The sequence below is a fragment of the Nostoc sp. DSM 114167 genome (genome assembly GCF_052692655.1).
This window is the reverse complement of record NZ_CP195116.1, coordinates 7293348-7311963: the sequence shown is the minus strand read 5'-3', so window position 1 is coordinate 7311963 and position 18616 is coordinate 7293348. Positions and strand designations below refer to the sequence as shown.

The window sequence follows — 18616 nt, the reverse complement described above, 5'->3', positions numbered from 1 at the left end:
GAAAATAATCGCCTACCAACAACGAGCTTTTAATAGTGCACTTCAAGTGAATTGTTCGATTACTGTCTGCTATTTAGGTGTCGCTATCAAGTAAAGAAGTTTGTCATTAAAATGGAGATTCTGCAATTCAGGAGGTGGGGGAACAGGCGGTGGCCCTTCTATGATTACAGGAATAATTTCGGGGGAACGCAATCCATCAGAACCTTGTCTCTCAAGAGCATACAAGACTTCTTTAAGTACCCACGGTGATTCTTTCGCAGCAGTAGACCAAAATAGTAGAAACAAATCGCACTCATCAATGTTGCGATAAAGTTCTTGCTCCCAGCGATCGCCAGGTTCTAAATTAAGGATATCTTGAAAAACTGTAATACCACTTACAGCTAGTCCCTGCACCCTTTTAAGAACTTCTATCCGATCTTTAGAAGAGTAAGATACGAATGCTTTTCTATAATGTCGAGCAACTTCTCCTACTAGATGAGGGTCTTTGGATGTAGAAGATGCAGAAGGAATAATCGATAACTTGAATTTTAGATGACCAAGGGGAATTGTATTTTGACTTACAGTAACAGTTCCAATGACTGTTTTCTGAGTGATATCAGCAGGAACCGTGACCCCAAATTGAATAGAATCTGCTCTACCATTCCAACTCAACTTTTGAACTGGCTCATCTACTTCTAGTTTTGGAATGGACAGGTTAAAAGTTAATTCACTTCCCCGTTGAATAGGTAATCCTAAACTTCTTGCTCCTAACTGTTTAGCATCAGGATCAAATTGTTGAGCATTCTGTTTGGCAAATTCAACTTGTTCAGGAAGATGAACAAATACTTGGACGAGGAACATATCGTTTGGAGTTACAGAAGAAGGACTGAACACACTGCAATCCACCAAATCTTTCGTTATATCAGCAGGTTGTGGAGATCGTTCTTGAATAGTTGGGGTTTTTTGTAGTTGCGCTTTTAACTGCTTAATAACTTCTTCTTCATCCTTGATATCGCTACTATCCCAACCCAACTCATTTACTGGAACATTACTATTTGCTCCTACCTTTAACTCAATGGGTTTACTATCCAAATCGTCACCCAAAAATTTCAAGGCTTTACGAATATTTTCTAAGTTGATATTAGCCGATAACAGCTTCTTCCAAAAACTTGTAGAGCCTTGAGTCTCTACCAAGTCTGTCAGGCTTTTAGGTCTAGCTTGTTGGCTTGTAGGTCTAGGTTGGTATAGTAACACGTCTGGTGGTGCATCAGATGTCACGGGTTTTGGAGTGTATTCAGATAAATCCTGTAAAACAGATATTTTAATATACTTCTTACGGATAAACCATGTATCTTTCCCATTGATAGAGTTTTTCAAGATAATTCTGTAATATTCTTCCTCCTCAACATAAGAAATAACCTCTAATGTACTTTTGACTTGAATGAGAAGTTTTTCATCTTCAGCTAGTTCCGCTAACTCACTTGGACGAACTTTCAGGAAAGTATCAGCAGTTACTGTAAAGATAAACATAATAATTACTTTTAGATGATTATTAATAATTTAGCAAGTTTAAACCTAATAAGAGAGCCGCAATAGTTCCGGCAACAGAAATTTCACCTTGGGCAATTTTATCTAAAACTGATTCTACAGGAATAAGTACAACTTCAATCTCTTCTGTAATATCTAGTTGCTGCTCTCCGTCTTTGCTCACATTTTCTGCTAAAAATAAATGTATTTGATTGGTATCTTTGCTCGGCTTATCGTATAAAGTTCCAATTTTTTTAAATTCTTGGGGAATATAACCAGTCTCTTCTCTCAGTTCTCTAATCGCCGCTACCTCTGCACTTTCTTTTGTAGGATCGAAATTCCCTGCTGGCAGTTCCAAGAAAAATTCACCTACGGCGTGTCTATATTGCCGGACAAAAATAATTTCTTTATTACTCGTGATAGGTAAAACCATCGCAACGTCAGGCTTAATACTGACAAAATAATCATCTATAATTTTACCATTCGGTAATTCTATTTCATCTTGCCTTACCTGACACCAAAGATTATCTAAAACCATTTTTGATTTTAAAATCTTCCATTTTTTTAAGTTGTTCATAAACTAAGTAACAAATAAAATGTATGTATAAAAAGTTTGCAATGAATGTAAAAAAGTATAACAGATGTATCCGATAATTTAAATTTTGAACTTACACTGGCTTTTGCAATAACATAATATGCAGAATAAGTATGCAAATAAATGTAAATTTATTTACAGTAAACAAGAGATTTCCCTTGACCATTAGTCGGGGTACAACGGCACAAACAACGAATGTGTGGGTGAAGATTTTATATGATGATATCGTAGGCTGGGGGGAAGCATCGCCGTTTGGTGTGGGTAATCATCGGCAATCAACTGATGCAATCAAAGATACTCTAGAGCAAGTTGTGCCTCTGTTACAAGCATTCAGTCCCTTACAACGTCAGGAAATTGAGCAAGTTTTAACACAAAACCAAATTCCTTCTGCTGCAAGAGCTGCCTTGGATATGGCAATGCATGACTGGTTGGGTAAGCGCGTAGGTTTACCTTTGTGGCAACTTTGGGGACTCGATCGCAATCAAATAGTCCCGACTTCAGTCACAATTGGGATTAATTCAGCTGAAGGCGCTAGGGCGAGAGCGCGAGACTGGTTACAATTTACAGATGTCCGTCTTTTTAAGGTGAAGCTAGGTAGCCCAGATGGCATAGATGCAGATCAAAAAATGCTCTTAGCAGTACGAGAAGAAGCGCCAGAACTAAAGTTTTTTGTTGACGCCAACGGGGGTTGGAGTTTAGAAGATGCGATCGCCATGTGCAATTGGCTGGCTGATTTGGGTATAAAGTATGTAGAACAGCCATTGCCACGGGGAGAAGAAAAAAGTTTAGCAAAACTCAAACAACACTCTCCTTTACCTATCTTTGTCGATGAAAGTTGTTTCACCAGCGCTGATATTCCCAATTTGGCAAATTACGTGGATGGCATTAATATCAAACTAATGAAATCAGGGGGGCTAACAGAGGCAATGCGAATGGTACATACAGCACGAGCATATCGCTTGCAAGTAATGTTCGGTTGCTATTCTGACAGTTCGCTAGCTAATACAGCAGCATTACAGCTAGCACCACTAGCTGATTATTTAGATTTAGACAGTCACCTGAACTTAATTGATGACCCTTTTACAGGTGCATTACTAAAACAAGGAAAAGTTTTGCCAAACGATTTACCAGGTTTGGGAGTACAACACAGTGCGTTTACCATTTAATCAACGAGTAGCTATCTTGCTACATGAAGGGACTATTGGGACTCATGGCAAAACAGGGCTAGCAATTTTACGTTACAGTGAAGCCCCAATTGTAGCCGTAATCGATCGCGAGTGTGCTGGTAAATCCCTACCAGAATTAACAGGTATCAAGCGTGATGTGCCGATTGTGGCATCGGTAGCCGCAGCCCTAGAGTACAAACCGGAAGTTTTAGTAATTGGTATTGCTCCAGGAGGTGGTGCTGTACCAGATGATTACTGGCTAGAAATCAAAGACGCTTTAGAAGCGGGAATGTCTTTGGTGAATGGTTTACATACATCAATGGCAAGTATCCCAGAATTAAATGCACTGCTCAAACCAGGGCAACTAATTTGGGATGTCCGAAAAGAACCATCTAATATCAGCGTTGCTAGTGGAATGGCACGTACTCTTCCGTGCCGGCGGGTGTTGACAGTGGGAACCGACATGGCGATTGGTAAAATGTCAACTAGCCTAGAGTTACATTGGGCGTCAAAATTGCGGGGCTGGCGTTCTAAATTCCTCGCCACAGGGCAAACTGGGATGATGTTAGAAGGAGACGGTGTGCCTTTAGATGCCGTGCGGGTAGACTTTGCCGCCGGTGCTGTGGAACAGATTGTTATGCGCTATGGCAAAAACTACGACATCTTGCACATTGAAGGACAAGGTTCGCTGCTACACCCTGGTTCAACAGCAACTCTACCCCTAATCCGTGGTTCGCAACCAACCCAACTGCTGTTAGTACATCGGGCGGGACAAGTCCATGTCCGCAATCATCCCCATGTCATCATTCCACCTTTACCAGAGGTGATTCGGCTGTATGAAGCTGTTGCTAATGCTGGTGGTGCTTTTGGAAGTGTATCTGTAGCGGGTATAGCATTGAACACAGCCCATTTAGATGAATCTGCGGCTCAGGAAAGCATCGCTCAAACAATAGCAGAAACGGGGCTACCTTGCACCGATGTAGTCCGCTTTGATGCGAATGTGCTTTTAGATGCGGTGATGAATAATTAACGTGAGTTCGACGAGTGCTATTTTGACCTCTCCCCCAGTCGGGTAAAACTAAAGCTAAAACCTTAGTAAATCAGGTTTGGGGGGAGGTTTTGAGAATTTATGCAATAAATATATTAAATTCGGGCGATCGTTTGTTGAATTCGGGCGATCGTTTGTTGAATTCGGGCGGTCGTTTGTTGAATTCGGGCGATCGTTTGTTGAATTCGGGCGATCGTTTGTTGAATTCGGGCAATGGTTAGGGTGGGGTAAAACCCAGATTATTGAACAACTTCAGACTTGTGTGTACACCGTAGCGCCTTTTAGGAGAGGGAGGCTGTCCGGGAGAGGTCTGTGGAACTCACGTAATAATTAGGTGCTGTGGAATGCTTTAACCCTAACCAGTTTTGAATTTTAAATAGATATATTTCGCACACCAGATTACTTCTGGTTTGACCCAGAAACGTTAGAATTTTCAGGGTTCCATTTGCTGGATGGTAAATATCAACCGCTAGAACAAAATCCCCAAGGCTGGTTATGGAGTCAACAGCTAGGTTTATATTTAGGGGTTGTTCAAGAAAAATTACGCTTTTACACTCGTGAAGGAGAACTGATTCCCACACCGGAAGAAGTGGCACAACACCAGAAACAACGTAGCGATCGCTTGGCAGCAAAACTGCGAGAATTAAATATAGATCCAGATACAATTTAACTTCCACGCTGTTTTGCTTGTGTCTGTTGCCCCAAATACTATGGATCTTCAGGCAATACCCATTTTGGCGGTTCCGTCATTTTTTTCCGCAGACGTTCTTGTGCCAACTCCAGCATTTTCTCTAAGGGAGTCTCTTCAATAAATTTTGCGGCTGACTCTTTAAACTCGGTATTGGGGCATTTATCCCCTAAAACACACCCATTAACACAGGCTACAGCGCAGTTAATCTTTTGCTCCACAGTACATTCCTCTCTCTAAAAGTTATAAGTTATAAGTTGTGAGTTATGATTTTCATCTCTAACTCTTCACTGATAACTCTTTACTATCAGGCATGACCTACAGGTAAATTTTACCTTGCCAGTTGGTATCTCATTAGTCTAAATACTCACTATTTAGAAAGTTATGAGTTATGAGTTATGGTTTTTACTCCTAATACCAAGCGTGAAAAATGATTGCGACAGATGGAAAACTGAAACATTTATCCAATGGATGTTTCACAATCCAAAATCGTTCGACTGAGCGACTTGCCTTGAGCGAAGTCGAAAGGAGCCGAAGTCTAAAATCTAAAATCCAAAATGGTATAACTCCTCACTTCTCACTTTTATAAAGGGCGCTCATGTCAGAACTGTTTGCTACTACTGGAACTATAGCCGCGATCGCCACTGCTGTTGTCCCCCAACAGGGTAGTGTTGGGATTGTGCGGGTATCCGGTTCTCAAGCAATGGCAATCGCCCAAAGTCTCTTTCATGCACCAGGGCGACAAGTTTGGGAAAGTCACCGGATTCTCTACGGTTACATTCGCCATCCCCAGACGCAACAAATAGTGGATGAAGCTTTGTTGCTGATTATGAAAGCACCCCGTTCTTATACCCGTGAAGATGTTGTAGAATTCCATTGCCACGGGGGAATTATCGCAGTGCAGCAGGTATTACAACTGTGTTTGGAAAATGGCGCTAGACTAGCGCAACCGGGAGAATTTACTCTCCGCGCCTTTTTGAATGGACGATTGGATTTAACTCAAGCCGAAGGTATTGCTGATTTAGTCGGAGCTAAATCGCCCCAAGCGGCTCAAAGTGCTTTAGCTGGTTTACAAGGAAAATTAGCTCATCCGATTCGGCAGTTACGCGCTAACTGTTTAGATATCTTGGCAGAAATTGAAGCTCGGATTGATTTTGAGGAAGACTTACCGCCGTTGGATGATAAAGGGATTATATCAGAAATTGATAAAATTGCCGCAGAAATAACTAGGTTATTGGAAACCAAAGACAAAGGTGAGTTGCTACGCACTGGTTTAAAAGTGGCAATTGTCGGGCGTCCGAATGTGGGTAAGTCGAGTTTATTGAACGCTTGGAGCCGCAGCGATCGCGCCATTGTGACTGATTTACCTGGTACAACCCGCGATGTTGTCGAATCTCAGTTAGTTGTTGGGGGAATTCCCATACAAGTGCTAGATACAGCCGGGATTCGGGAAACAACAGACCAAGTGGAAAAAATTGGCGTCGAGCGATCGCGCCGTGCCGCAAATGCAGCTGATTTAGTCTTGCTGACCATCGATGCTTCCGCAGGCTGGACAGAAGGTGATGAAGAAATTTATCAAAAGGTACAACACCGTCCGTTGATTATAGTAATTAACAAAATCGATTTAGTAGAAGAAAGCGATCGGAAAATTTTTCAATCAAAAATCCCAAATTGTTCGACTGAGCGACTTGCCTTGAGCGAAGTCGAGAGGAGCCGAAGTCCAAAATCTAAAATTGTCACAGCCGCAGCCCAAAATCAAGGAATCGATGCTTTAGAAACAGCAATTTTAGAAATAGTTCAATCTGGAAAAGTGCAAGCTGCTGATATGGATTTAGCTATTAATCAAAGGCAAGCAGCAGCCTTAACTCAAGCTAAAATGTCTTTGGAACAGGTACAAGCAACAATTACCCAGCAGTTACCTCTTGATTTTTGGACAATTGACTTACGAGGTGCGATTCAAGCTTTAGGAGAAATCACTGGAGAAGAAGTAACAGAATCAGTTTTAGAGAGGATTTTTAGTAGATTTTGTATTGGTAAATAAACTCAAAAATTATATTTTTAATTTTTTTGTATAATTTAACCTACTATTGATAACTAAATGTACATCTCAATTCGTCAAGCAACCATACAAGATACGGCGATCGTTTCGGATGTGTTATTAGAAGCAGCTTTGTGGCTCCAGCAGAATGGTAGGCCTCTGTGGCATGAGAGTGAGGTTTCGCCAGAAAGTATCTCTAAAGATGTTGCTAACGGCTTATTTTTTATTGCTGACTGTGCAGGTGAACCAGTTGGTACAATCAAGTTTCAACTAGAAGATTTACTTTTCTGGCCCGATATTTCTCAGGAAGAGTCAGCATTTGTACATCGTCTTGCAGTTCGACGGCATTACTCTGGCGGTAAAGTCTCTTCAGCACTTCTAGCTTGGGCTGTTGAACAAGCACAAAAACTTGGTAGACATTATTTACGTTTAGATTGTGATGCTTCACGTCCACGCCTTAGAGCAGTATATGAAAGTTTTGGTTTCCGTCATCACAGTGACAAACAAGTTGGTGCTTATTTTGTCTCTCGCTACGAATATAAAATATCTCCACAAGCTATCTTCTAATTTTTGAACCAATTAAAGAAGAGGTTTTGCTATAGAAAGAATAAACTACCGTGAATTAGTGCAGACAATCCTGAAACGTCATTCAATTCACCACTCAAATGATGATATAGAAGTACAGTTAATTTACGATCTAGAGCGTGACAATTATATTTATAATGCTTGATAAAATTCCAGTTCAAGTTCTTGGTTGTCTTAGACCAAGCATAATCACGGTTATCGCCTTTCCTGGTGCAGGAATGTTAGATGGTGGGTTACTCATGGAGTTACCAACCGAAATAATTCCAGTAGAGCTACGAATGCCAAATAGTGAATTTATAGTAGTTCGCAATAAACAAAGTGGAGAGTTTACACAGGTGTTGCCAAAAGACTCATCCAAATAACATTATGTCTTTTATCAATAAGATTAATTCTGTAAACGCATTGATTTGGAGAGCTAATCTAGGTAAAATTCCAGTACTATTTGCTTTGATAGAATTTTTATAAGTGCTGCCAATAAAAACTGCCAGTGAATATATTTATAATTAAACTATGTCAGCTAAAGATATTTTTCATCTTGCTGTTTGTTCAGCTTTAAAAAAGGATGGGTGGACTATTACCCATGACCCTCTATAAGTTAAAGTTGATGAAATTGAATTTTATGTAGACTTAGGGGCAGAAAGAATCTTAGCAGCTCAAAAAGCTGGTCAAAAAATCGCAGTTGAGATTAAATCTTTTATAGGTGCATCGGAAATTAGTGATTTTTATGTCGCTCTAGGTCAGACGCTCACCTACCGTTCAGCATTACGGAAAAAGTATCCTGAACGAATTCTATACTTAGCTATCTCTGAAGATGTTTATCAAGACTTTTTTATTCGGGCATTTATTCAAGAAATAATTGCTGAACATCGGCTGAAGCTTCTGATTTTTGAACCAATTAAAGAAGAGGTTTTACTATGGAAAGAATAAACTACCGTGAATTAGTGCAGACAATCCTGAAACGTCATTCAATTCACCACTCAAATGATGATACAGAAGTACAGTTAATTTTTGATACAGAACGCGACCATTATCAAGTTCTTCATTTGGGATGGGAAGAACTGAGGCGAGTTTATGGTTGCATCATTCATATTGATATTAAGGACGGCAAAATTTGGATTCAGCGCGATGGAACTGAGATCGGAGTAGCAAATGAGTTAGTAACTGCTGGAGTGCCAAAACAAGATATTATTTTGGGTTTTCATGCTCCTTACAAGCGGAAGTTTACTGAGTTTGCAGCAGGTTAAGCAAAAGAACTGTAGGAGTTATAAGTGATGAGTGATGAGTTATGAATTTTTAACTCATCACTTATAACTCATAACTCATAACTCATTTTCTGTCGCGATCGCTCTTGGGATATTACCAGCAGTTGCCAGTTGCACTGTAAAGGTAGAACCTTCAGATAATTTACTTTTTACAGAAATAGATCCACCACAGCGCAGCAGCAATTGCTGTACTATCGTTAACCCTAATCCAGCACCACCATAATCTTCGGTTGCTCCTGTACGCACGCGATAAAAGCGATCGAAGATTTTGGGAATTTCGTTTTCCGCAATACCGATACCTGTGTCGCGGAATTCTAATTGGACATAATCGCCTTGATTACGGGCACGCACCCATACTTGACCTCCATTAGGGGTAAACTTAAGACTGTTGTGCAGTAGATTAATTACAATTTGTCTTAGCTTACCAGTCATGCACCAAACAGATGGGAGTTCAGTCGGTACGGTGTAGGCTAGCATAATTCCTTTTTCTTGGGCTACAGGTTGGTAGGTACTGACTACTCCAGGTACTATATCTGAGAGACGCACCAACTCCAAAGTCGTCCCGTCCAAATTTTGTTCTAGCTGCACCAGTTCCAAAAAACCAGTAATCAGGGAGTTTTGCCGATCGCATTGGGTATTTAACATCTGTAAATAACGTTGCCGTTGCGGGGGTTTAAGATTAGGGGAATTTAATAATGAAAGTGCTGTTTTCATGTGCGTCAAAGGTATACGCAGTTCCTGACAGACATTTTTCAGGTATTCATCTTTGAGTTGCTCTTTGTTGTGCAGTTCTTGATTTTGTTGCTCTAACTTATTAGTGCGTACTGTGATGATTTGACGATTAATTTCATCTTGTCGGAGGAGTTGTTTTGCCAACAGTTGATTCATTAGTATAGGTTGGGGCACGGTTGGACAAATAAAATCAGTAGGTATTGAAGATGATTCTGGTGCAATCGCTTGTTGGATACTATTTAATACTTGCTGAATTACTCTCCCCTCAACAGTAGTTACAATCAGCAACGGCTGGTTTTTATTAGTATTTACCTTCCCCAATGTCTTATTTTTACGTTTTTTAAGTGGTCGATGAGCCAAAATTAAACTGCAAAACTGTGGCGATAACACCATCAGAAAGTTTTCCCGTCGCATTTGGCTATCTGGTGGTAGGTGAACGGGGACATAATGAGATGATGGGGATGAGGGAGATGAGGAAGAGGGGGAAGACTTGGGAGAGCCTTGTCCCCCTGCTTCCCTTGTCCCCTTGTCCCCCTGCTCCCCTGCTTCCCCTGCTTCCCTTTTCCTACCCTCGTCAATCTGGCAACTATAAATGAGACTAGACGCACCTACCGAGGATTGATAACGCGCTAATTCTGATTGCCAAATTTTATCTGGTGGTAGCTTCACCCAGAGAGTGGCTGCAATTTGCTGCTCAATGAGTAAGTCAATTTGCGCTCTCACCAGTGATAGCAGAGTAGCAGGACTGAGGGACAATGGTTTAGGAGGCGTTTGCACTCCCATAACCAGTTGATAAACAGACAGATCCTTAACCAGAGAAACATTCATGAGTTAAGCACAACTTGGATGAAGCAAGAAATAATTCTGTCTTCGATTTTCACCTTTATATGTGCATTTTTTACAAAATCACCACGGAAAGAAACATTAACTATAAAAAACTCCACTCACGAGGGAGCAGGGGAGCAGGGGAGCAGGGGAGCAGGGAAGAAGTTGCAGTAAGTTTTTCCCCTCTGCCCCTTTGCACCTCTGCCTTTTTTGCCTAATGCCCAAATTAAGCTTGTACGTTAAGTCTTTCGTATAAAGCGTCGCGGGCGTGTTCTCGGTCGTCAAAATGTATTTTTTCGGTGCCGAGAATTTGGTAATCTTCGTGACCTTTACCAGCAAGCAATACTCCATCACCGGATTGTGCTTGTAAAATAGCGGTACGAATTGCGATCGCCCGATCGCAAATCACTGTTGGCTGCACTGTGTCAGCGATTCCCGCCAAAATATCTTGCAAAATCCTTTCTGGGTCTTCAGTTCGAGGATTATCTGATGTCACCACTGCCACATCAGCTAACTCAGCAGCGATTTTACCCATTTTTGGGCGCTTGGTGCGATCGCGATCGCCTCCACAACCAAATACGCAAATCACTTTCCCAGGTATAAACGGACGTGCAGCTTTCAGTAAATTTTCCAAGCTATCAGGCGTGTGGGCATAATCCACAATCACGCTAATATCTTGCTCAGTATTAATTTGTACCCGTTCCATCCGTCCGGGAACTCCGGGAAACTCAGGTATCACAGCTGCCACTAACTGCAAATCTAGCCCTAAGTGCAAAACTGCTCCGACGGCTGCTAAAAGATTTTCTAAATTATATTGTCCGACTAGGGGCGATCGAAAAGCCACGTCACCTTTTGGTGTGTGTAATGTCCCACTAACACCATTTGGCTGGTAACTTAAATCGCTCATCCATAAATCAGCGCTGTTATCGTTGACGCTGTAACTCCAAACCCGTTCGGAATCCAATGACGCAATTAACCGCTTTCCGTAGGAATCATCAGCATTAATTATTGCCCGTCCCTTGAGATAAGTAGGGCTAAATAACAACGCTTTGGCAGCAAAGTAATCTTCCATATCGCTGTGATAGTCGAGATGGTCTTGAGTAAGATTACTAAATACCGCCACTTCAAATTCACAACCCAACACTCTACCTTGAGCTAAAGCGTGAGAACTGACTTCCATCACCCCGAACTCACTACCAGCCTTCACCGCCTCTGCAAGTTGCTGTTGTAGTTCTACAGCAAAGGGCGTAGTGTGGGCAGCAGTTTGCTCAAAACCTGCCCAACGAGTGTAGAGAGTTCCCATCAAAGCTGTAGCTAAATTAGCTTTGGTGAGGAGAAATTCAATCAGATGAGTAGTTGTAGTTTTGCCATTTGTACCAGTTACGCCTACCAGCTTGAGTTTTCGCCCCGGATAACCGTAAAAAGCACTGGCTATTTGGGCACAAGCTTGAGTAATATTACTTGCACTAATGACCACAGCCTGATTTGTGGGAGGATTTTTTTGTGCAGCTTCAGGAGAAACGATCGCCGCTACAGCCCCCGATGCGATCGCACTTTGCCAAAATTCCCCACCATCAACCCGCGTTCCTGGCATCCCAATAAACAAATCACCCACACGACAAGCATGGGAATTCGTCTTTAAACCCCTAACTTCCACATCCTCTAAAGTTGGATAACTAGGCAATTGCTCAACACTGTCTACCGCTGTTAGTAATTCCCGCAATTTCATTTTGTGAACCTCGTCACGTTCTCGATCTTGCGCTTATTCTGCATTATTTTTTTCTAATTGGCTAAATATTTACGCAACATTTGCTCTAACTGCTGCACGCTAGCACGAGGAGAAGGACGCGGCAATGGTTTCTCACTTCCCTCTGCGTCTCTGTGGTTCGATAAATAAAGCACCGGCACTTCATACTCATACGCAGCAAACCAATCTTCACGAGTCGTAATATCCCTAACTTCCAACTCGAAACTGAGATTTTGGATTTGTTCTAGCTTTTCTTGCAAGCCTTCACATAAATGACAGCCGGGTTTACTGTATAAAATTAATCGCATTCTTGATATGAGTTGGCGCAAGAAGTTATAAGTTTAGAATAACGTAGACGCTTCGCCTTGTCGCAGGCTACCGCAGAGGGCACAAAGGAGAAGGGTGAAAGCTCTTTGATTCATGAAAGAAGTCTAATGACCAAATTCTGTGACAATGATTAACAACCAACCAGAATACTGTATTTAAGCTACTCATGAGCCAAAGTTCTCAAAACAGCCCTTTACCAGGCAAACCTGCTCAATCATATTTCCAGTGGTTATACGCCTTCTGGAAATTCTCTCGTCCTCACACAATTATTGGTACAAGTCTGAGTGTTTTGGGTTTATATTTAATTGCCATTGCCATCAGTAGAGACGCGATTAATCATATCTCTACAGACGCGATTCATCGCGTCTCTACAAACGTGATGAATCTTGTCTCTACGTATTCCCTATTCCCTGTTTTTGGTGCATGGATTGGTTGTCTGTGTGGCAATGTTTATATTGTGGGGCTGAATCAATTAGAAGATGTAGAAATTGACAAGATTAATAAGCCTCATTTACCCTTAGCGTCTGGTGAGTTTTCCCAGCAAACTGGGCAATTAATTGTCGCTTCTACTGGGATTTTGGCGCTGGTTGTGGCGTGGCTAACTGGCCCGTTTTTATTGGGCATGGTAGCAATTAGTTTGGCCATTGGTACTGCTTATTCTTTACCACCAATTCGCTTAAAACAGTTTCCCATTTGGGCGGCGCTGTGTATTTTTTCGGTGCGCGGTACGATTGTTAACTTAGGTTTATATCTGCATTACAGTTGGGCGTTGCAACAAAGCCAAACAATTCCGCCTGTGGTGTGGGTGCTGACGTTATTTATTTTGGTGTTTACCTTTGCGATCGCTATCTTTAAAGATATCCCCGATATGGAAGGCGATCGCCTCTACAATATTACTACTTTCACCATCAAACTCGGGCCACAAGCTGTGTTCAATCTGTCTCTTTGGGTAATAACTGCCTGTTATTTGGGAATAATTCTGGTTGGGGTGCTAAACGTCGCCTCAGTTAACGCCATATTTTTAGTAGTTACTCATTTGGGACTGTTGGCTTGGCTGTGGTTGCGGAGTTTGACGGTAGACTTACAAGAGAAAAGTGCGATCGCTCAATTCTATCAATTTATCTGGAAACTCTTTTTTATGGAATATCTGATTTTTCCTATCGCCTGTCTTTTGGCTTAAACAATGCTAGAAACCTTTCCCACTAGTTCGATTATCGCTGCTGTTGTAGTTGTTCTGAGTCTGTCCATCCTTGGCTATTTTGCCTGGAAAACTTTGATTACCTCAGACTTGTTTCAAAAAGGTATCAATCTTGCCCAAGCAAAAGATTACCAAGGTGCAGAAGCGGCCTTTCGCAAAGTAATTTCCATCAACTCTACTAATGACGTAGTGCGCTTGTTTTTGGGAGATGTTTTAAACCAGCAAGGACAAGTAGAAGAAGCAACAGAATTATTTCGGGAAGTAATTCGCCGCAGTCCGAAAAATCCTGATGCTTACTTGCGTCTGGCAAATATCCTCATGCAGCAAGAGCGGGAAGAAGAAGCTAAAACTAACCTGCAACAAGCTAAAGATTTATTACAAAAACAGCGCCAACCCGAAAAAGCTAAAAAAATCACTCAACTGTTAGATAAAATGAGTGCTAAGTCAAGCGAATCTTAAGTTCAATGAGAATTGCAGAGATTAAGTTTTCCTGTTGTGTCTCCTAATTTTTGCCATTCCCATCATTATGGTGAGAATGGTTTTTATTTGGTAATTCACTGTTGTATACCATAATTATGTCTGCAATTTCCACAAGTTTGACCGCTCTCTTCATAGCCGTTACAATTGCGATCGGATGCGCTTCAAGCTCCATAATCACAATTAATTCATTTAGGCTTTAGAAGAGAAAATATTAGTAATTTTAAATGATTGATTTTTGCAAAACAGCGATGATACTAACAGCCTTTTTGTTTTCTAAAGACATATTGTAGTCTTTTTACCTTAAGCAGTGCAGAAATTAGATACACTGGATCGCTAATATTTGAGTAAGTATCTAGGCATAATAAATTTAAAGTTTGTAGTAAGGACTTTAGTCTTAATAATCCTTGCTCTGAGCGATAAACCACTCACTAAAAAATAGAAGTTTATTGTATATTTAATTATGGCTACCTACTTACTAGAATATTATTAAGTAAGGGTAGATATTTAGTAGTAGATTTTATAGATTAAACAATCTAGTCTTTATGTCAAATATAATATCAGAATTGTGGGCTAGCTTTTTGACATCAGAATCATTTATTCCACATGGACATTGCTATCTATGGCAAACGAATTTAGTTTGGTTACACATATTATCTGACGCATTCATTGCACTAGCTTATTACTCGATTCCAGCTACACTCTTCTACTTTGTCCGCAAGCGACAAGATTTGCCCTTTGACTGGATTTTTTTGCTGTTTTGTGGATTTATCGTAGCTTGCGGCACTACTCATTTAATGGATATTTGGACACTTTGGCATCCAACTTATTGGGTGTCGGGGTTTCTCAAAGCAGTAACTGCCACAATATCTGTAATTACAGCATTAGAGCTTATGCCTTTAGTTCCTCAAGCATTGGCACTTCCTAGCCCTACTCAATTAGAACAAACAAATCAAGAACTTCAAACACAAATCAGCGAACGCTTATGGGTAGAAGAGGAACTGCGAAAATACCAGAATCATCTTGAAGAAATGGTTACTGTTCGCACCAATGAAATTACTCAGACTAACGAACAATTACAACAAGAAATTCTTGAACGCCAACGCATCTTAGAAATTCTCCGACAAAGCGAAGAACGTTACCGTTACTTAGCTGAGGCAATTCCTCAGCTTGTATGGACAACTAAACCTAACGGTGAATGCGATTATTTTAATCAAAATTGGTGCGAATACACTGGGCTAACATTAGAGCAATCTTTGGGTTCTGGTTGGTTGGCTGCATTGCATCCAGATGATGTTCAAAGAGCTGATAAAGTGTGGTCTGATGCTGTCAAAAATAGCACTATATATAACAATGAATATCGCTTTAAACGAGCTGCTGATGGCTCTTATCGTTGGCAGCTAGCGCGAGGTTTACCACTCAAAGATGAGCAAGGTTTTGTAGTCAAGTGGTTTGGAACCTGTACGGATATCCACGAACAAAAACAAATACTTGAAGAACGAGCGCACCTACTGGAATTAGAACAAGTAGCACGAGCAAAAGCAGAAACAGCCAATCGAATTAAAGATGAATTTTTAGCCGTCCTTTCTCACGAACTACGCACTCCACTCAACGCAATTCTTGGCTGGTCAAGGTTGTTGCAAACCCGCAGATTAGACCAAACAAAGACATCTGAAGCCCTAGCCACAATCGAGCGAAATGCTACCTTACAAGTTCAACTCATTGAGGACTTGCTGGATATTTCCAGAATTTTACAAGGTAAACTGACGCTGAATATCACAAAGATTAATCTCAAGTCCACGGTATTGTCGGCATTACAGACAATGCAGTTAGCAGCAGAAACAAAGTTGATTGAGGTGAATACAGTATTGGAACCGGGTGTGGGACAAATTATGGGCGACTCGACTCGTTTGCAGCAAGTCGTCTGGAATCTCCTTTCTAACGCAATCAAATTTACACCCAGAGGAGGAAAGGTAGAAGTGCGACTCCAAGAGACTGATGGCTATGCTCAAATAATCGTTAGCGATACGGGTAAGGGAATTAGCGCTGACTTTTTGCCATTCGTATTTGATTACTTCCGCCAAGCAGATAGCACCTCTACGAGAAATTTTGGTGGATTAGGACTGGGATTAGCAATTGTGCGTAATATCATCGAAATGCATGGCGGCATCGTCAAAGCAGATAGCCACGGTGAAGGTCAAGGGGCAATATTTACTGTTAGCTTACCGCTTCTGCCAGATGAAAGTTCAAGGCTGACGGATGGACAAAATTACCCTGCATTCTTAGCTTCTAACTCCTCAACTCTGAATGGCATCAAGGTTTTAGTTGTTGATGATGATACTGATTCACGAGATTTTGTTGCTTTTGTATTAGAGCAAGATGGGGCTTTTGTGATGGCAGTATCTTCTGCTGAAGAAGCATTACAAACTTTAGCAGATGTCAAGCTAGATGTGTTGGTAAGCGATATTAGTATGCCCGATATGGATGGTTATATGTTAATACATGAAGTGAGAACTCGGACACCAGAACACGGTGGGCAAATTCCAGCAATTGCCTTGACTGCCTTTGCGAGAAACGATGACCGCGAAAAAGCCCTAAAAGCTGGGTTTCAGATGCATTTATCTAAACCTCTTAACCCAGAAAAATTAATTGCAGCCATTGTTAAATTGATGGAAACAAAAGTGTCAATAATTACTTAAAAACAACTTTTTAGTTTTAATAAAGCACTATCTATAGTGGGGAAAAGGGTAAGGGTTAAAAGGTAAAGGTATGAAATTTTCCCTTACTTTTTAACACGCACCTCAACATCTTGGCATTTGTTACTTTTGCAAGATGTCTATTGTGTACAAATAGACATTAGACCTCTTGGCATTTGTGCTTTTTGCACTTTCGTGGGAAAAGGTTTTGGTTAAAGGGGAAGGGAAAATACAAAACCTTTACCCTTTCCCCCTTTCCCTTTTACCGACAAATGCCAAGAAGTCTATTTATATGAGATTACACTTGTATCAAGTTAGCTTAATCACTTATAATTCCTGCTATAACTCCGCCAAAGCTACGCTTTTGCTTCCCGAATAGTAAGTAAGGAAGGGCTGAGATGGGGGATTTTGATGATGGCAATTAACCGAACTTGATATTAGATGTAAACCAAGCAGGTAAGGTAAGAAAAATGCTGAAAAACAAGAATCTACTGGTAGCAGCTATTATCTGCTTGTGTTTGAGTAATGGGAATACTGCCTTTGGTCAAAATGTTGGCGTGATTTTAGCAAAAATTCACAACTATACTCAGTCCGCAGTTATTCGCAACAAAAACGCAGTTGCTAACTTCGAGCAAGGAAACAATCTCTATAAACAGGGAGATTTGAAAGGAGCGGAGGCGGCTTTTCGGAAGGCAATTGAACTCGAACCCAATTTTGCACAAGCTTATATTGCCTTGGGAAATACTCTCGACGATCGAGGTAAACCACAAGAAGCGATCGCTCAATACAATAAAGCCATTAGCCTCGATCCTCAAGACTCTAGAGCATATTTTAATCTAGGTTTGACTTTAGCAAGACTGAATCAGTTAGAACCTGCGATCGCCCAATATCAGAAAGCCATCAGCCTTGAACCCAAGTATGCCGAAGCTCACTATAACTTAGGAAATGCTCTCTACGCTCAAGGCAAGTTAAAAGAAGCAGTTACCGAATATACAGCAGCTATTAGCCTCAAACCAGACTATGCGCCGACTTACACCCGTTTAGGAAATGTTCTCTACGATCGAGGTGAGCTAGCAGAAGCAGTTACTCAGTATAAAAAATCTATTAGCTTCGATCCTAACTATGCAGACGCTCACTATTACTTAGGAAACGCCTTATACGCTCAAGGAAAGCCAGCAGAAGCAATCGGCAACTATACCGAAGCCATTCGCCTAGCTCCGAAAAATCCAGCAGGTTATAATGCCTTGGGAAATACTCTGTACGCTCAAGGCAAACTAGAAGAAGCGATCGCACATTACAAAAAAGCCATCAGCTTCGCTCCCAACTATGCAGACGCTCACTATAATTTAGCAAGTGCTTTTTACGCTCAAGGCAAGCTCACAGAAGCAATCGCTGGCTATACCGAAGCGATTCGTCTCGATCCCAAACACGCACAAGCTTACACAGGTTTGGGAAATGCAATGGACGATCGAGGTAAACCTCAAGAAGCGATCGCACATTACAAAAAAGCCATTAGCCTCGTCCCCAACGATGCATTCACTTACTATAATTTGGGAATCACTTTAGGAAGACAACAACAGTCAAAAGAAGCGATCGTTAATCTCAAAAAAGCCAGAGAATTATTCCAAGCTGAGAAAAACAAGGAGATGGTTGAGCAAGTCGATCGGCTAATCCAAAAAATTAATACCCAGACGAATTGAATAAAGGGCATGGGGCATGGGGCATG

The 18616-nt window shown here is 41.2% G+C and carries 17 protein-coding genes and 2 pseudogenes; 13 read left to right on the top strand and 6 right to left on the bottom strand.

The features are described from left to right. Positions 1 to 69: 69 nt before the first annotated feature. Positions 70 to 1509, bottom strand: coding sequence for a toll/interleukin-1 receptor domain-containing protein (locus NSTC731_RS30710; RefSeq protein ID WP_445628244.1), 1440 nt, complete (start codon positions 1507 to 1509; stop codon positions 70 to 72). A gap of 22 nt (positions 1510 to 1531) precedes the next feature. Further along, positions 1532 to 2083, bottom strand: coding sequence for an NUDIX hydrolase (locus NSTC731_RS30705; protein ID WP_445628243.1), 552 nt, complete (start codon positions 2081 to 2083; stop codon positions 1532 to 1534). A 131-nt stretch (positions 2084 to 2214) separates the two neighbouring features. Between NSTC731_RS30705 and NSTC731_RS30700 the strand changes: the two genes are divergently transcribed. The 4 genes and pseudogenes from NSTC731_RS30700 to NSTC731_RS30685 form a co-directional block, all read left to right on the top strand. Next, a complete protein-coding gene (locus NSTC731_RS30700; RefSeq protein WP_445628242.1) occupies positions 2215 to 3267 on the top strand; it encodes a dipeptide epimerase in 1053 nt (350 codons plus the stop codon). Beyond that, positions 3251 to 4297, top strand: coding sequence for a DUF1611 domain-containing protein (locus tag NSTC731_RS30695; RefSeq protein WP_445628241.1), 1047 nt, complete (start codon positions 3251 to 3253; stop codon positions 4295 to 4297). The genes NSTC731_RS30700 and NSTC731_RS30695 overlap by 17 nt, the downstream gene beginning before the upstream one ends. An 89-nt stretch (positions 4298 to 4386) precedes the next feature. Further along, a complete protein-coding gene (locus NSTC731_RS30690) occupies positions 4387 to 4536 on the top strand; it encodes a hypothetical protein (protein WP_445628240.1) in 150 nt (49 codons plus the stop codon). A 158-nt stretch (positions 4537 to 4694) separates the two neighbouring features. Further along, a pseudogene (locus NSTC731_RS30685) lies at positions 4695 to 4985 on the top strand (Uma2 family endonuclease); the annotation flags it as partial. A gap of 38 nt (positions 4986 to 5023) precedes the next feature. On the opposite strand, the gene NSTC731_RS30680 reads toward NSTC731_RS30685, so the two are convergent. Next, positions 5024 to 5224 (bottom strand): hypothetical protein, encoded by a 201-nt coding sequence (locus tag NSTC731_RS30680; protein WP_445628239.1) that lies wholly within the window; start codon positions 5222 to 5224, stop codon positions 5024 to 5026. 377 nt (positions 5225 to 5601) lie between these two features. On the opposite strand from NSTC731_RS30680, the gene mnmE reads away from it, so the two are divergent. The 5 genes and pseudogenes from mnmE to NSTC731_RS30655 all read left to right on the top strand — a co-directional run bounded on the left by mnmE (position 5602) and on the right by NSTC731_RS30655 (position 8870). Beyond that, entirely contained in the window at positions 5602 to 7044 is a 1443-nt protein-coding gene (gene mnmE / locus NSTC731_RS30675) for a tRNA uridine-5-carboxymethylaminomethyl(34) synthesis GTPase MnmE (protein WP_445628238.1), read from the top strand. Positions 7045 to 7101: 57 nt separating this feature from the next. Beyond that, entirely contained in the window at positions 7102 to 7608 is a 507-nt protein-coding gene (locus NSTC731_RS30670) for a GNAT family N-acetyltransferase (RefSeq protein ID WP_445628237.1), read from the top strand. A gap of 137 nt (positions 7609 to 7745) precedes the next feature. Beyond that, positions 7746 to 7988 (top strand): hypothetical protein, encoded by a 243-nt coding sequence (locus NSTC731_RS30665; RefSeq protein ID WP_445628236.1) that lies wholly within the window; start codon positions 7746 to 7748, stop codon positions 7986 to 7988. A gap of 148 nt (positions 7989 to 8136) precedes the next feature. Continuing rightward, positions 8137 to 8553, top strand: a pseudogene (locus tag NSTC731_RS30660) (XisH family protein). Continuing rightward, complete coding sequence (locus NSTC731_RS30655; protein WP_445628235.1) at positions 8541 to 8870, top strand: XisI protein; 330 nt, start codon at positions 8541 to 8543, stop codon at positions 8868 to 8870. Before NSTC731_RS30660 ends, NSTC731_RS30655 begins: the two are co-directional and overlap by 13 nt. 75 nt (positions 8871 to 8945) lie before the next feature. Here the strand turns inward: NSTC731_RS30655 and NSTC731_RS30650 are convergent, their stop codons facing one another. The 3 genes from NSTC731_RS30650 to NSTC731_RS30640 form a co-directional block, all read right to left on the bottom strand. Next, on the bottom strand, positions 8946 to 10448 hold the full coding sequence (locus NSTC731_RS30650) for a DICT sensory domain-containing protein (protein WP_445628234.1): 1503 nt from the start codon (positions 10446 to 10448) through the stop codon (positions 8946 to 8948). 223 nt (positions 10449 to 10671) lie between these two features. Continuing rightward, positions 10672 to 12174, bottom strand: coding sequence for a UDP-N-acetylmuramoyl-L-alanyl-D-glutamate--2,6-diaminopimelate ligase (locus NSTC731_RS30645; protein WP_445628233.1), 1503 nt, complete (start codon positions 12172 to 12174; stop codon positions 10672 to 10674). 53 nt (positions 12175 to 12227) lie between these two features. Then, positions 12228 to 12500: a glutaredoxin family protein gene (locus tag NSTC731_RS30640; RefSeq protein ID WP_445628232.1), complete on the bottom strand. Its 273-nt coding sequence runs from the start codon at positions 12498 to 12500 to the stop codon at positions 12228 to 12230. A 185-nt stretch (positions 12501 to 12685) separates the two neighbouring features. Here NSTC731_RS30640 and NSTC731_RS30635 point away from each other — a divergent pair, with 185 nt between their 5' ends. From NSTC731_RS30635 to NSTC731_RS30620, 4 genes are all read left to right on the top strand, one after another. After that, positions 12686 to 13699 carry a homogentisate phytyltransferase gene (locus NSTC731_RS30635; protein ID WP_445628231.1) on the top strand — a complete coding sequence of 338 codons (1014 nt, stop codon included), beginning with the start codon at positions 12686 to 12688 and terminating at the stop codon, positions 13697 to 13699. A gap of 3 nt (positions 13700 to 13702) precedes the next feature. Further along, on the top strand, positions 13703 to 14176 hold the full coding sequence (locus NSTC731_RS30630; RefSeq protein ID WP_335059250.1) for a tetratricopeptide repeat protein: 474 nt from the start codon (positions 13703 to 13705) through the stop codon (positions 14174 to 14176). Between the two features lie 563 nt (positions 14177 to 14739). Further along, entirely contained in the window at positions 14740 to 16893 is a 2154-nt protein-coding gene (locus NSTC731_RS30625; protein ID WP_445628230.1) for an ATP-binding protein, read from the top strand. 467 nt (positions 16894 to 17360) lie between these two features. Continuing rightward, entirely contained in the window at positions 17361 to 18590 is a 1230-nt protein-coding gene (locus tag NSTC731_RS30620; RefSeq protein WP_445628229.1) for a tetratricopeptide repeat protein, read from the top strand. Positions 18591 to 18616 lie beyond the last annotated feature (26 nt).

Excerpts from the sequence above, each read along its gene's own strand:
- NSTC731_RS30650 (WP_445628234.1), bottom strand. The coding sequence starts at position 10,448 with ATGAATGTTTCTCTGGTTAAGGATCTGTCTGTTTATCAACTGGTTATG.
- NSTC731_RS30620 (WP_445628229.1), top strand. The coding sequence starts at position 17,361 with ATGCTGAAAAACAAGAATCTACTGGTAGCAGCTATTATCTGCTTGTGT.
- NSTC731_RS30640 (WP_445628232.1), bottom strand. The coding sequence starts at position 12,500 with ATGCGATTAATTTTATACAGTAAACCCGGCTGTCATTTATGTGAAGGC.
- NSTC731_RS30655 (WP_445628235.1), top strand. The coding sequence starts at position 8,541 with ATGGAAAGAATAAACTACCGTGAATTAGTGCAGACAATCCTGAAACGT.
- NSTC731_RS30700 (WP_445628242.1), top strand. The coding sequence starts at position 2,215 with ATGCAAATAAATGTAAATTTATTTACAGTAAACAAGAGATTTCCCTTG.
- NSTC731_RS30670 (WP_445628237.1), top strand. The coding sequence starts at position 7,102 with ATGTACATCTCAATTCGTCAAGCAACCATACAAGATACGGCGATCGTT.
- NSTC731_RS30630 (WP_335059250.1), top strand. The coding sequence starts at position 13,703 with ATGCTAGAAACCTTTCCCACTAGTTCGATTATCGCTGCTGTTGTAGTT.
- NSTC731_RS30710 (WP_445628244.1), bottom strand. The coding sequence starts at position 1,509 with ATGTTTATCTTTACAGTAACTGCTGATACTTTCCTGAAAGTTCGTCCA.
- mnmE (WP_445628238.1), top strand. The coding sequence starts at position 5,602 with ATGTCAGAACTGTTTGCTACTACTGGAACTATAGCCGCGATCGCCACT.
- NSTC731_RS30625 (WP_445628230.1), top strand. The coding sequence starts at position 14,740 with ATGTCAAATATAATATCAGAATTGTGGGCTAGCTTTTTGACATCAGAA.
- NSTC731_RS30635 (WP_445628231.1), top strand. The coding sequence starts at position 12,686 with ATGAGCCAAAGTTCTCAAAACAGCCCTTTACCAGGCAAACCTGCTCAA.
- NSTC731_RS30645 (WP_445628233.1), bottom strand. The coding sequence starts at position 12,174 with ATGAAATTGCGGGAATTACTAACAGCGGTAGACAGTGTTGAGCAATTG.
- NSTC731_RS30705 (WP_445628243.1), bottom strand. The coding sequence starts at position 2,083 with ATGAACAACTTAAAAAAATGGAAGATTTTAAAATCAAAAATGGTTTTA.